Source organism: Rhodococcus sp. IEGM 1351 (assembly GCF_030056875.1).
GTDB lineage: Bacteria > Actinomycetota > Actinomycetes > Mycobacteriales > Mycobacteriaceae > Rhodococcus_F > Rhodococcus_F opacus.
In genome coordinates this window covers 204,802-217,996 of record NZ_JASHKU010000014.1, presented here as the reverse complement: position 1 = coordinate 217,996, position 13,195 = coordinate 204,802, and the positions used below count along the sequence as shown (strand labels likewise).

Sequence of the window (13,195 nt, the reverse complement as noted above, 5' to 3'; positions counted from 1 at the left end):
TGGGATCGCGGCTGTCCGAACCAGAAATATGCTCTGCTGTGGGGGTTTCCCGAAACACTCTGCGCGAGTCCTTCCATCTGAGCATCTGTCGATAACTCGATGTGCGGGACAGAGCGGGATCTTCGGGTTGGAGGCTTGGTCGTCGGGCTGGTCCTCGTGCCGCACGAGGCCCGCGCTCCCAGAGCGCAGCTGGGCGATCATTCCCAGTGTGTGGGGACATTGCGCTCGAGTTCGTCGAGCCAGATGCGGGCGGAGGCGTCCGAGGGCGCGCGCCAGTCTCCCCGGGGGGACAGTGATCCTCCCAGGCTGACCTTGGGACCGTTCGGCATCGCCGATCGCTTGAATTGGCTGAACCCGAAGAAACGTTCGACGAACACCGTCAGCCACTGCCGGATGTCGGGAAGTTGGTAGGCGACTCGGGTAGAGGGCGGGTATCCGGGTGGCCAGTCGCCGCCGGCTGGGTCGTGCCAGGCGTGCCAGGCGATGAAGGCAGTCTTCGAGGGGGTGAATCCGTAACGGAGTGCGTGGAAGAGGAAGAAGTCGTGGAGGTCGTAGGGTCCGATCGTGGTTTGGGTGCTTTGGGGCGGCTCACCGGGTGCGGCGGGAATCAGCTCGGGGCTGATCACGGTGTTCAGTACTCGCGCGAGGGTGTGTGACACGTCATCGGAGAATTGGTTGGTCGTCATGACCCATCGGATGAGGTGTTGTATCAGGGTCTTCGGGATTCCCGAGTTGACGTTGTAATGAGACATGTGATCGCCCACCCCGTAGGTCGACCAGCCGAGTGCGATCTCGGAGAGGTCGCCCGTGCCGAGGACGAGTCCGCCGCGTTGATTGGCGGCGCGGAACAGGTAGTCGGTGCGCAGACCCGCCTGAACGTTCTCGAAGGTGATGTCGTACAGCGGAATTCCACGGGCAAAGGGATGGCCCAGTTCGCTGAGCATGAGCCGTGCCGTCGGCGTGATGTCGATCTCGGTGAGGTCGACGCCGAGTGCCGCGCTGAGCCGGCTCGCGTTGGTGCGTGTTCGGTCGCTGGTGGCGAAGCCGGGCAGGGCGTAGGCGAGGATGTCTCGTCGTGGCCGGCCGAGGCGGTCCATCACCTTGGCGGCCACGATCAGCGCTTGGGTGGAGTCCAGGCCGCCGGAGACCCCGATCACGACCTTCGATCCCGGTCGCGCCCGCAGTCGTTGTTCGAGCCCTGCGACCTGAATGTTGTACGCCTCGTAGCAGTCTTGTTCGAGCCGGGCGGGGTCGGCGGGGACGAAGGGATATCGGCTGATTCGGCGGTGCAGGCCGATGTCCTCGGAGGGGGGATGCAACTCGAAGGTGATGCGGCGCAACGACTCGCCTCGTGCGCTGTGTTGCCGCCGGTTGTCGTCGAACGTCCCCATGCGGGTCCGCTCACTGCGCAGAAGCTGCAGGTCGATGTCGGCGACGGCGCGTTGGCGCCCCCGCGAGAACCGTTCTGCCTCTGCGAGCGGCACCCCGTTCTCGTAGATCAGGGTCTGTCCGTCCCAGGACAGGTCCGTGGTCGACTCGCCCGGACCTGCGGCGCAATAGATGTACGCGGCCAGGCAGCGGGCGGACGCTGACCGAACCAGCAGTCGGCGTTCTTCGGCCCGTCCGATTGTGACGGGACTTCCGGAGAGGTTGGCCAGCACGGTGGCACCGGCCAACGCCGCCTCGGCGCTCGGTGGAATGGGAACCCACATGTCCTCGCACACCTCGACATGAAACGTGAATCCGGGAACGTCGCCGGCTTCGAACAGCAGGTCGGGGCCGAACGGCACCTCCGTTCCGCCGAGCCGGGTCGTGCGACCGCGCAGGTCGTCCCCGGGCGCGAGCTGCCGTCGCTCGTAAAATTCACGGTAAGTGGGCAGATACGACTTCGGGACCGCACCCAGTAGGCGTCCGCGATGAATCACGGCGACAACGTTGTACACCCGATGCCCGTGGCGTGCGGGCAGGCCGACCAGGAGGACGGGCAACAACTCCGCCGAGCCGGTTACTACCTGACCCAACGCCTGCTCGGCGGCGTCGAGCACGGTGTCCTGCATCAGAAGGTCGTCCACCGAGTAACCCGAGAGTGTCAGTTCCGGGAATACCGCCAACCCGACGCCCTCGTCATGGCAGGCGCGTGCGGCACGCAGAACGGACACCGCGTTCACCCCGGGTTGGACAATTGCCGTGGGAATGGTGCAGGCTGCCGCGCGGAGGAAACCGTGCCGATAGCTGGAGCGGAAGTTCATCGATCACCACCCTCGTCCCGCCGTGTGCGGCCGTGCACCTGCACGTATCCACGATAGGACGTGCGGACCGGATTGGAGACGATCCCGCATCGCGCAGGGGCGCGGCAGTGAGACCGAAATCGCCGAGACCACGCTGGGGTCACCAGCACCACCCACTCGTCCACCACGACCTTGCTGGTAGTCAGTTCCTCTGCGGCCGCGACGAATGCACCTGATTTCCGATACGTGTCGCCGACGAAGTTGTGTGCACTGTCGAATTTTTCTCCCGGAGCGTGTGCAATCGGCCTCCGAAACCGACAGTCGGCGAGTGCGCACAATTCATGAATGACACAGGCGGGTAGCGGGGAGCGTCCCGGCTCCCAAGCTTTCGTGTCGGTTCCGTACTCCTGTCGGTCGGGCAAGAGCTGAGCCATGACGTGGACCGACGGGTCGAGGTCAGGAACGTGCGATGGAGAGCAGTGGCTCTGGTCCGGCAGCGTAGGCGAACGATCCGAGACGTTCCCTATACTCCCCTTACACCGCGACGGGACTGAATGACGGCGAATTGCTCTTCGTGTTTCCGCCGGCGGCGCGGCCGAGCGAGATTGTGCGGTGCCGCCGACCGGTGACCCTGTGGGCGACGGTAGTGACCTATGGCCTCTGTCGGTGTGCTGTTGCGGGATCTAGCGTCGATGTCACCGTGTCGGGTGTTGGCGCGGTGGAAGTTGTGGAGGTCGTCATGGTCACTGATTACGACGCACCGCGGCGTACTCGCGTCGAGGATGTCGATACCGACGATGCGGTGGAGGAGCCGCCTGGTCGCCGGCAGTCCCCGATGCCGGTGATCGATGAGGATGCCGACGACGTCGCGGTCGAGGAGGCGTTCGAGTTGCCGGGGGCGGACCTGTCGGGGGAGGGGGAGTTGACGGTGCGAGTTCGGCCTCGGCAGGCGGACGAGTTCGTGTGTTCGGGTTGTTTTCTGGTACATCATCGTTCGCGGCTGGCGGCGACGAAGGATGGAATGAAGTTCTGCCGGGACTGCGCAACCTGAGCCGGCTTGTCGGATCGATCAGCCGGTGCGCCTTCGGGGTCAGCGGCAGTCACCGCCGGGGCGGGGCAGGGTGGGGTGGTGCCCGCCAATACCCCGATCAAACCGTCGCTGGTGCTGGGTGCGAGCCACGTGGGTATCGTCGCAACGCAGCTGAGGGTGTGGCCACCGGCCGTCGCGGAAGGTAGTCGCCGGCGCCGGCCCGTATCTCCTGACGTGGCGGGTGTAGCCGCGCTGGCACTGCGAGCGATGCTCGGATATCGCATGATCGAGGATCTGCATGAACTCGAGTTTCGTAACGCATTGGTCGCGCAGGGCCTGGCGGTCTCGCCCGCCGACCGTCCCATCGGCATCGACTTCGCCGGCCCACCGCTCGAACAGGCAGGACGCATCGGCGAGATCGCGGAGGAGGTGACGGGTGGCCGTTCCGCGTTGCGCAGGTTCCTGCGCAACCCGACACCATCCGTGATCGCGCGGCTGGTGGGTGGGGATCACGAGGACCGCGGCGACTTACTGAGCTTCTTACTGTTCGATCCGGAGTTCACTGGTCAGATCGCCGAGTTGGGTCGCAAGCATGGCACAGACCCTGGCGGAAGAACGGTGTAGTCCGCGTACGAAGCTCCTCGTTGTCGACCGCACACAGAGAACGCAAACCACGCGAACGTGAAGTTTCGTTACCGCCGGCCTGCCTATCGTGACGAAGGGAAGTGGTCAGAGCCCTTGGCCCACCCACACCGTCACCGCCTCGGACCTCGTCCTCACCCACCTGATCCCCGTCGGCGCACCACGAAACGCGAGCGCCGCCGACTCCGCGCCCGAGACGCTGTATCGGGTCCGTTCCGGCGGCGTCGCCGCAAGATCTTCCTGGGCTCGCTGTCGACCCTCGTCGCCGAGACGCAGCACCTGCCGAGAAGACCGACGCGGAGACGGCGATGCCAGAGGTTGTGCCTGGGCCGTACAGGGATCACTCGTTGAGCCAGAGTCGGCGTCGGCATACTCGCAGCATCTCCGAAGCCTCGGACTGGGTGATGGTGTCGGGTGGGTCGGTTTCGAGAAGATCCTCGAGGCGCCGGAAGAACGTGGTCGCGGGCAGCCCGAACCCGGTTCGGATGTCGTCGGCGGGTCCACCGCGGTGGCGGTACCATCGCCGTTCGAAGTCGACCATCTGCACCGCTTCGGTACTGTGCATGATCGTCGCCTTTCACCGTTCAGTCCGGTGCGCCGACATGAGGAGGTGCTGGCGCAAGTTGTGCTCAGTTGCGCACACCGGGGCCGGGCCGTGCTTGCAGTCAACGTGTGGCGATCATCGGGGCTCGCTCTAGAGTCCGAAGTCCTCGCCCGGGAAGGTCGGAGGGCTTGCCGTCGTGGTGGTGGGTCACCGGCCGATGTCGGGTTCCCCACAGTGTGCGGCTATCGCGGCGTGTGCCTTTCGTTCGAGCACTGTGGCGGCGGTCCAATCGTTCCCGACAGGGAGGATCGGCTCGGCAACAGCGAGGTGGATGGCTCCACGGTGGATGATCGTGCCTCGGTCGGGCCACATCATCGCGCGGGTGCCCGAGATCGCGACCGGCACGACGGGAAGACCGGCTCGAGCGGCGATCACGAAGGCCCCCATGTGGAAGGGGCGCAGGCCCGGCACCGGAGAGAGGCTGCCTTCGGGGAATACCACCAGAGGTTCGCCACCAGCGGCCGCTTCCTCGAGGTGACCGGTGTCGGCCACGCTCTGTTCGCGCTCGGTCCGCTCGACGAATCGAGTGCCGATCCGCCTCAGCAGGAAGCCGACCAGCGGTTTGTGCTCGAAGACTTCACCTGCCACGAAGGTGAAGTGGTGGGGAAGGATAGTGGACATCGCAATGCCGTCGAGGAAGCTGGCGTGGTTGGCGACCACGACACAAGACGTCATCTGCGCGAGCCGGTCGACTCCGTTCGCGGTCACCGGGGTGCCGGTGAGCCGGGCGAGGCTGCGGGCGGCCGCGTGCACGACAACCCTGCGGGCGCCGAGGCCGGGAACGAGAGCCACGGCGATCAGGGTCGGCACGCCCACCGCGACGACCACCGACCAGCACCACAGGGCGTACGCCCCGGTCAAGGTGATCGCACCGGCGCGCCGTAGGCGAGGGAGCACACCCCGTGCCCCGAATCTGGCCAGCTGCCACCACACCGGGCGGGGACGAGCCCGCACGTCTCCCTGCGCGTAGTGGTGACGGGTGGCGGCGCGCCGGAGTTTGCCGCTGGAGGTCTTTCGGCACGGTACCGGGTGGTGCGAGCACGATGTCGTCCGGTGGTGTGCCGAGCAGGTCGATGCTGATCCCGATGATGCGTTCTCGCAGTCCGGTGAGCGTGGCATCCGCGGTCTGCCGCGTTTCGGCGAGCACCACCAGGCGTTCGGTGCCGCCGGGGTGCCCGGATGTCGCGAAGACGACGACGCACCCCTTCCTGATACCAGGGATATCGCCCACCGCCCGCTCGAGCTCTTCCGGGTGCAGGTTCCGGCCTGCCCGGATGATGAGGTCTTTGATCCGGCCGGTCACGTAGAGTTCTCCACCGTCGAGATAGCCGAGATCGCCGGTGTCGAGCCATCCGTGCCGCAGCAGCGCCTTGGTGGCCCGCGGGTTGCGGAAGTATCCCGTGGTGGCCGAGGGTCCGCGGAACTCGATCCTGCCCTCGCGCCGGTCGCCGAGCACATTTCCCGCCGAGTCGACGACGCGGATCTGATGATTGGGAATCGCCTGGCCGCAGCCGACGAATCGGAGCGGATCCAGGTCGGCATCGGCGGCCCGTATCGCCCGTCCGGTGCGCAGGAAACGCTCGCGGTCGACACGGTCCACGACCGGACCGCGCCCCACCGGGGGGAGAGTGAGGCCGACGCACGCCTCCGCCAGTCCGTAGACCGGGGCCTGGGCCTGGCGGCGTAAGCCGTAGGCGGCGAATCGCTCGGCGAACCTGGTCACGGTATCCGCGCTCACCGGTTCGGCGCCGTTGAACACCATCCGCAACGAGCTGAGGTCGAGCCCGCCGAGCTCCGCGTCGGTGATTTTGCGCATGCACAGCTCGAAGGCGAAGTTCGGGGCCGCGGACAGCGTGCCGAGGTGGGCATCGATGGCCCATAGCCACCGCGCGGGCCGGGCCAGGAACTCCAGCGGCGACATCACCGCCAGCGGCACACCGAAGTACAGGCTGGACAGCCACGCACCGATCAGGCCCATATCGTGGTACAGCGGCAGCCAGCTGACGAAGACGTCCGAAGTGGAGACTCCCGTCGCCGTGCCCATCGCCCGGATGTTGGACAGGAGGTTCGCGTGGGTCAGGGTCACCCCCTTGGGGTCGCCGGTGCTGCCCGAGGTGTACTGCAACAGAGCGATGTCATCGGCGCCCCGGACCGCGCCGGCCGCTTCCCCGTAGCCGGTCAGTTCGTTCGGGGTGAGGACGTGGCGCACTGACTCCACCTGGCCGCGTACCAGCCGGGCCAGGCGCGTGGCTTCCGGATCGGTGACCAGCATGCGGGCCTGCGCGTTGCCGAGGATGTGGACCTGGCGGCGCAGGTGCTCGGCGAGTTGCGACGGACGGGCAGGCGGGTAGACCGGTACCGGGACGCCGCCGGCCAGAAGCACGCCGAGGAAGGTGGTGAAGTAGTCCCGGCCTGTGGGCAGCATGATGGCTGCCCGGTCGCCGGGCCGGAGGTCGCGCGCGAGTAGGGCGGCGGACACGGTGGCGGCGGCAGACTGCAGCTCGCCGTAGCCGACCTCGTCCTGTGTTCCCGCGTCTTCCGTCCCGCCGGAAAGGATGCGCAGGTGTACGCGATCGGGGTGGGTGCGGGCATGCCACGACAGCGCCTCGGTGAGGGTGGCGGTCGCGTCCGGAGTCCGCGCGATCGGCGGTGGCGCGGGGTGCCGCACGGGTATCGACGGCAGACGGCTCCGCGACGGGGCGCGGCGCACGGCGGTCATAAGATCACGGGGCGTCTCTACGGTGGCGAGGACGCCGCGGTCCAGGCTCACCCCGAACGCATCTTCGGTACGGGCGAGCAATTCGGTGACACCGAGGCTGTCCAGCCCGAGGTCATGATCGAACTCGCTGTCGAGCGTCGCGAGCGCCGCACGATCGACGGTGCGCCGTTCGGCCACGAGATCCCGGACAACCGCGAGCAGCAGGTCCTCGTCCTGCCCGGAGGTCGTCACCGGTCATCCATCATGGGACCACCTCGTCACGTGCGGTGGAGGAGGTTGTCCCGCTGCCCGTCACTGTGCAGGCGGGCGATTGCCTCGGCCGGCAGAGGCGCGAGTGAACACAGTTGCCGCGGCGACGCAGTGTCCCGTTGCGCCACGATGTCGGTGGCCGGAACGTAGCGCATGTCCAGCCCTCGAGCGCGACGTCCGCGAGCGGGCGGTTGGCCGTACCGGAGTCAATGTCAAGAGTCATCGGGTCCCGGACCCGGTTTGCTCGTCCGATCGGGTCGGCGCCAGGTGCTCGGCGAACCAGTCGCGGGCGAGGACGGCGACCTGTTCGAGGGTGCCCGGCTCCTCGAACAGGTGGGTGGCGCCGGGCACCACCGCAAGCGCGCTCTCGCATGTCAGGGCCGCCTGCGCCCGCCGGTTGAGTTCCAGCACGACGTCGTCACTTCCGCCCACGATGAGCAGTGTCGGTGCGCGCACGGCGGCCAGCTCGTCGCCGGCGAGGTCGGGCCTGCCGCCGCGGGAGACGACGGCGGCGACGTCGACCTGTGGGTCGGTCGCGGCCCGGAGTGCCGCGCCGGCGCCGGTGCTCGCCCCGAAGTAGCCGATCCGGAGATCGTTCACTTCCGCTTGGGTGCCCAACCACCGGGTCACCGCGACCAGCCGCTGCGCGAGCAGCTCGATGTCGAAGACCCTGGCCCGGTGGGTTTCCTCTTCCGCGGTGAGCAGGTCGAACAGCAGGGTACCCAGCCCGGCCCGGTTGAGCACCGAGGCGACGTAGCGGTTGCGCGGGCTGTGTCGGCTACTACCGCTGCCGTGTGCGAACACGACGATGCCGACCGGATTCTCGGGGACGGTGAGGTGCCCGGTCAGCGACACTTGCCCGGCCCGAACCGTTACCTCCTCGTCTCGCAGCAGGGGGTCGGCTGCCGGTGGCGGAACCGGTTCCGGGACGCGTTCGGCGGCGCGGCGTAACAGGTCGCAGACCTCGTCGTCGGAGGTTTGCCCGAAATGGACGTACCACTGCCCGACGGCGTCGAACCACGTCGGAGCCTCCAGCGAGATCACCTCGTCGGCTTCTCCGGCCAGGTCGTGGATCGCCTCGCGAGATCCCACCGGAACGGCCAGCACCACCCGCGCCGCGCCGTGTGCCCGGGCCACATGGCATCCCGCGCGGGCGGTGGCGCCGGTCGCCATCCCGTCGTCGATGATGACCGCGGTCCGCCCGGTCAGCGGAACCCGTGGGCGCGCGCGCCTAAATCGTGCGCTTCTGCGTTGCAGCTCGGCCCGCTGGGTTTGCTCCACCATCGTGAGCTCCTCGGCGGTGACGTGCGCCATGCGAACAACGTCGTCGTTGAGCACGCGCACCCCGTCCTCGCCGATCGCGCCGAAGGCGAACTCGGGCTGGTAGGGAACCCCGAGCTTGCGTACGACGATCACGTCGAGAGGGGCGTCCAGCGCGCGGGCCACTTCGTAGGCAACGGGAACACCACCTCGCGGCAAACCGAGAACCACGGTGTTCTCGTCGCGAAAGGCCTGGAGTCGCCCGGCCAACCGACGTCCTGCGTCGCGGCGATCGAGAAACGGCATCGGGAGCCACCTCCTACCCAGGTTGTTCACCACCCTGCGCCCGATCCCTCACCCTCGACAGGGCCAGCCGTTACCAACCGGTGGGACCTTGGTCCTTCACGAGAACGCATCACCTCACCGGTAGGCAGGACTCGACGGGCAACCACGTCCGGCGGTGAAGTCCGGAACGCAACCCAAAGTCCCGATTCCGGGAGCATGAAGTCAGCATCGCAGGGTCCGGTCGCACGACGGGGCTGAATGTGCCGGACGCCCAGACCGCCAGGCGTGGCCGGATATCGAATCAAGTTCGGAGCGCGAGGTGCCCTCTGCGCACCGCGGGTGATGGCGGCCAGGCAGTGCCGTGCCGAAGATCGTCGGCTGTTGGTGACGATGGACCCTGATGTCCCCGGCCACTGACGGGTTCACTGGAAGACAGCATCGTTCCGGGAGAGGTTGGAGTCGTCGTGACAGCCACCATCGTCATTGTCGCCATCGTCGTCGTTGTGGCCTTACTGCTGTCGGCCTCGATACGTGTGGTGAAGCAGTATGAGAAAGGGGTGCACTTCCGGCTCGGGAAGATCATTGCCGTCCACGATCCCGGCTTGAGGCTGATCATCCCGGTCGTCGACAACCTCACGAAGGTCTCGATGCGGATCGTGACCATGCCGATTCAGTCCCAGGGCATCATTACCCGGGACAATGTCAGTGTCGACATCGCTGCGGTCGCGTACTTCCGGGTCGTCGACGCGAGGAAATCGGTGGTCGTGATCGAGAACGTCGACAGCGCCATCAACCAGATCGCCCAGACCACGCTGCGGAACGTCGTTGGGCAGCATTCTCTCGACGAGGCACTGTCCGACACCGCGGTCATCAACGGAAGCATCCGGCAGATCCTCGATACCACCACCCTCGAGTGGGGCGTCGAAGTCACTCTTGTCGAGCTCAAGGACATTCAGTTGCCCGACACCATGAAACGGGCGATGGCCCGCGAGGCCGAGGCCGAACGGGAGAAGAGAGCGAAGATCATTGCCGCCGAAGGGGAAGCGCGGGCGGCAGCGGCGCTCGGCGAAGCATCGGACACGATGATGGCCCACCCCCTCGCCCTGCAGTTGCGCAATCTGCAGACCCTTCTCGAGCTCGGGGTCGAGAAGAACACCACGGTGGTGTTCCCGGCCCCGCTGATGAGTGCGATCGGCGAAGTAGCGGCGTTCCTGTCCCGCGAAACGGCCGCCGCCGCACCCCTCACCCAACCGGTCATGGGGCAGTCGAACATCGACACGAGGGACGGCAACCCGTCGACGACTTCGTCGCCCTACCCGGCCACAGCCGCACCCACCGTCAACTAGAAGAGACATTGCGAACATCGCGTGTGGTCGCTGCGAATGCCGACAGACACCTCGCCGTAGAGGGGGAGTACCCGGCATTCCTGCCGCAAGGCGGCCAATCCCTTCGGCGATAACGCCTGTGTGGACCGCGGTTCGGGTCTTGGCGCCTGCTCGGCACGAGCGAATGAACGGGGTATCCGTCCTGTTCGGTGCGAGGGTGTCCTGTGCATGGTGAGTGGAGGAGTTCACTTGTGGGCCATCGCAGTCTGGAAGCAGGCGGTGTTCCCAGTCCTCGCTGCGTGTACCGTCGCGATCGCTCGCCAACTTCCGGCGACCGGTGTCGACGGTCACCCGTGGCTCCTCGCGCGCCTCGGATCAGCGGGGGCTATCGGGAGAACGGCTGCCCGGCGCGGGTTCGGCGAGGGTGTGGGCTGACCAATGGCCGGTGACCCAATCCGCGTCCGGGGCCCGGTGGTATCCCAACGTGAGCAATGCCGACTCCAATGCGGCGAAATCGATGGATCCTTCCGGCAGCAGACCCCATCGCGGCGGCTTCTCGATGCGGTGCACCACCTCCCCGGAGGAGTCACGGACGATGAGGACGGTGTGTGTGGGGTCGATGTTGGCGCACACTTCGAACAAGCCCATGAGTTGATCCTGCGCGCTCGCGCTGCGGATCGGTAGACCTCGACAACCCCGGCCCGCCGTCGAGCATGCCCCGGGCCAGGATGGTCGCCGTCCCGGGGAAGTTCTCGAGGTAAGGACCGTTGGCCCTACTGCCAGATCCCGAGGGGGAGTGGACTCGGAAAGGTCAAACAACCACCTCCCAGTTTCTGGAGTCAGCCATGAGTATTTTGTCCCCCCGCCGTCCCAGCCAATCGTCGTGGCCGGCATTGCCGGATTGGTCGGATCTGATGGCCCGATTCGAGTCGATGCCCCCGTGGACGTCCCTCGAGGGTCACATGATCCGCGTCGAGGAACACCTCGACGAAGGCCGGTACACGTTGCGCGCCGAACTGCCCGGGATCGACCCCGCCAAGGACGTCGACATCAGCGTCCGGGACGGGCAGTTGACGATCAAGGCCGAACGCACCGAACAACACAAGGAAGGCACCCGGTCGGAATTCCACTACGGCAGCTTCTACCGGTCGATGCCGTTGCCGGCCGGGGCGAAGGAAGACGACATCGACGCGTCCTACACCGACGGCATCCTCACCGTGACGATGCCGGTCACCGAATCCCCGACCCCGGAAAAGCACATCGAAATCACGAAGACGGCCGCCGCCGGTAACGGCCACAACTGACGCGCGGTCGGCAACTCGGGACCAGGCTGATCACCACCACCATCGCCCCGGTCCCGGTGGGTGACCCCGCATATCGAGGACAGCATGCCCAAGACGATCATCCCGATCGTCGCGGCCCTGTGGCTCGTGCTTGCCGCGCTCGCGGCCTGGAGCACCATCGCGTTCGCGTTCGCGGTCGCCTCGCTGGCCACCGTCGTGCTGGGCTGCTACCTGCTGTCGAGCGCGGTCACCGGACCCCGACACCGCTGACAGAATCAGGCTTCCTCGGATGAATTCCATTCTTTGACAACGACTTTTGGAGATCACCACTCATGACCACAGCACGTGACATCATGCACACCGGTGCAACCTGCATCGGCGAACACGACACCCTCACCACCGCCGCGCAACGCATGCGGGAGTTGGACGTCGGGGCGCTGCCGATCTGCGGTGACGACGACCGCCTCCACGGCATCATCACCGACCGGGACATCGTCCTCAAATGCGTTGCCGCCGGCACAGATCCCAACACGATGACCGCGGGTGATCTCGCACAGGGCAGCACCTACCACGTCGATTCCAGCGCGAGCGTCGAACAGGTCGTCACCGTGATGGAAGAACACCAGATCCGCCGCCTGCCCGTCCTCGACGAGCACCGGCTGGTCGGCATGATCAGTGAAGCCGACATCGCCCGGCACCTGCCCGAACACGCCGTCGGCGCATTCGTCGAAGCCATCTGCGCCCCGAAAGCCCTCCCGAGTCAATGAACCCGTGGCGGGGAGGCCCGTGCGGGCCCTCCCCGCCGCCCAGTAGGAGTTGAGAACAATGTCGTCCTCGACACACATCCCGATCCACACCCATCCGGACATCGTCGCGTTGCGCCAACGCTACGACCAGGCGGCCGAACAGCCCACCGCCCAGGTCGCCGACGGGCTGATGTTGCTGTCCGGACTGTACGGCGCGGCGTCCGCCTGGATCATCGGCTTCGCCGACCAGAGTTCGCTCACCATGTCGAACCTGATCGCCGGTCTCGCGGTCGCGCTGTTGGCGGCCGCGTTCGGGTCGGCCTACGGCCGCACCCACGGCATGACCTTTGTCGCGCCGGTGCTCGGGATCTGGTTGGTCGTATCCCCCTGGCTCGTCACCGGTGTGACCACCGGCACCGCGATGATCTGGTCCAACGTTGTCGTCGGGGCGGTGGTGTGTGTACTGGGCCTGGCCGCCATCGCGGTGGGAACCGACCTCCTTCGGCGATCATCATGACCAGCGGCCCTGCGCGGTCGTTCCCCCGACGCGCGAACACGGAGTCGTCCACTGGTTCAACCCTGAGCAGGGGTTCGGTTTCATCACGCCCGATGACGGCGGCGGCCGTCTTCGTGCACTTCTCGGCGATCGCCGGAGACGGCTTCGGCACCCTCCACGACGGTGAGGTGGTGGTCTACGAGATCGACGGAATCACGACGAACCAACCGCAAGCCCGCAACGTGCACGCCCTCGGGGTGCAGTCCCGCCACACTGCTTGATCAACGAGGTTGAAGTCGAGCACGGCACCGCCCATCGCGCACATGCG

13 protein-coding genes and 1 pseudogene are annotated in these 13,195 nt (G+C 66.7%); 8 read left to right on the top strand and 6 right to left on the bottom strand.

The window, feature by feature from the left end; all coding sequences use genetic code 11:
- Positions 1-197 precede the first annotated feature (197 nt).
- Positions 198-2,249 (bottom strand): NAD(+) synthase, encoded by a 2,052-nt coding sequence (locus tag QM806_RS24490; protein ID WP_283293123.1) that lies wholly within the window; start codon positions 2,247-2,249, stop codon positions 198-200.
- A 718-nt stretch (positions 2,250-2,967) separates the two neighbouring features.
- Here QM806_RS24490 and QM806_RS24485 point away from each other — a divergent pair.
- Together QM806_RS24485 and QM806_RS24480 are read left to right on the top strand one after the other, a co-directional pair.
- Positions 2,968-3,279 carry a DUF4193 domain-containing protein gene (locus tag QM806_RS24485; protein ID WP_039951491.1) on the top strand — a complete coding sequence of 104 codons (312 nt, stop codon included), beginning with the start codon at positions 2,968-2,970 and terminating at the stop codon, positions 3,277-3,279.
- A 261-nt stretch (positions 3,280-3,540) separates the two neighbouring features.
- Positions 3,541-3,882 (top strand): hypothetical protein, encoded by a 342-nt coding sequence (locus QM806_RS24480; RefSeq protein WP_269592287.1) that lies wholly within the window; start codon positions 3,541-3,543, stop codon positions 3,880-3,882.
- Between the two features lie 358 nt (positions 3,883-4,240).
- On the opposite strand, the gene QM806_RS24475 is transcribed toward QM806_RS24480, so the two are convergent.
- From QM806_RS24475 to QM806_RS24460, 4 genes are all read right to left on the bottom strand, one after another.
- Complete coding sequence (locus QM806_RS24475) at positions 4,241-4,465, bottom strand: DUF3263 domain-containing protein (protein WP_120659141.1); 225 nt, start codon at positions 4,463-4,465, stop codon at positions 4,241-4,243.
- Between the two features lie 186 nt (positions 4,466-4,651).
- Positions 4,652-5,179, bottom strand: a complete 528-nt coding sequence (locus QM806_RS24470) for a lysophospholipid acyltransferase family protein (protein ID WP_242323063.1) — start codon at positions 5,177-5,179, stop codon at positions 4,652-4,654.
- A complete protein-coding gene (locus QM806_RS24465; protein ID WP_242323062.1) occupies positions 5,082-7,454 on the bottom strand; it encodes an AMP-binding protein in 2,373 nt (790 codons plus the stop codon). Before QM806_RS24465 ends, QM806_RS24470 begins: the two co-directional genes overlap by 98 nt.
- Before the next feature lie 237 nt (positions 7,455-7,691).
- Complete coding sequence (locus QM806_RS24460) at positions 7,692-9,038, bottom strand: phosphoribosyltransferase family protein (protein ID WP_210461394.1); 1,347 nt, start codon at positions 9,036-9,038, stop codon at positions 7,692-7,694.
- 443 nt (positions 9,039-9,481) lie between these two features.
- On the opposite strand from QM806_RS24460, the gene QM806_RS24455 reads away from it, so the two are divergent.
- On the top strand, positions 9,482-10,363 hold the full coding sequence (locus QM806_RS24455; protein WP_054248888.1) for an SPFH domain-containing protein: 882 nt from the start codon (positions 9,482-9,484) through the stop codon (positions 10,361-10,363).
- Between the two features lie 354 nt (positions 10,364-10,717).
- Here the strand turns inward: QM806_RS24455 and QM806_RS24450 are convergent, their stop codons facing one another.
- Positions 10,718-10,990 (bottom strand): hypothetical protein, encoded by a 273-nt coding sequence (locus QM806_RS24450; protein WP_005265613.1) that lies wholly within the window; start codon positions 10,988-10,990, stop codon positions 10,718-10,720.
- Between the two features lie 197 nt (positions 10,991-11,187).
- Between QM806_RS24450 and QM806_RS24445 the strand changes: the two genes are divergently transcribed.
- From QM806_RS24445 to QM806_RS24425, 5 genes and pseudogenes are all read left to right on the top strand, one after another.
- Positions 11,188-11,646: an Hsp20/alpha crystallin family protein gene (locus tag QM806_RS24445; RefSeq protein WP_039951477.1), complete on the top strand. Its 459-nt coding sequence runs from the start codon at positions 11,188-11,190 to the stop codon at positions 11,644-11,646.
- 84 nt (positions 11,647-11,730) lie between these two features.
- On the top strand, positions 11,731-11,895 hold the full coding sequence (locus QM806_RS24440; RefSeq protein WP_043788861.1) for a hypothetical protein: 165 nt from the start codon (positions 11,731-11,733) through the stop codon (positions 11,893-11,895).
- 62 nt (positions 11,896-11,957) lie between these two features.
- Positions 11,958-12,392, top strand: coding sequence for a CBS domain-containing protein (locus QM806_RS24435; protein ID WP_005564923.1), 435 nt, complete (start codon positions 11,958-11,960; stop codon positions 12,390-12,392).
- A gap of 58 nt (positions 12,393-12,450) precedes the next feature.
- Positions 12,451-12,888 (top strand): SPW repeat protein, encoded by a 438-nt coding sequence (locus tag QM806_RS24430; RefSeq protein ID WP_054248887.1) that lies wholly within the window; start codon positions 12,451-12,453, stop codon positions 12,886-12,888.
- Positions 12,830-13,148, top strand: a pseudogene (locus QM806_RS24425) (cold-shock protein). The gene QM806_RS24430 and the pseudogene QM806_RS24425 overlap by 59 nt, the downstream one beginning before the upstream one ends.
- Positions 13,149-13,195 lie beyond the last annotated feature (47 nt).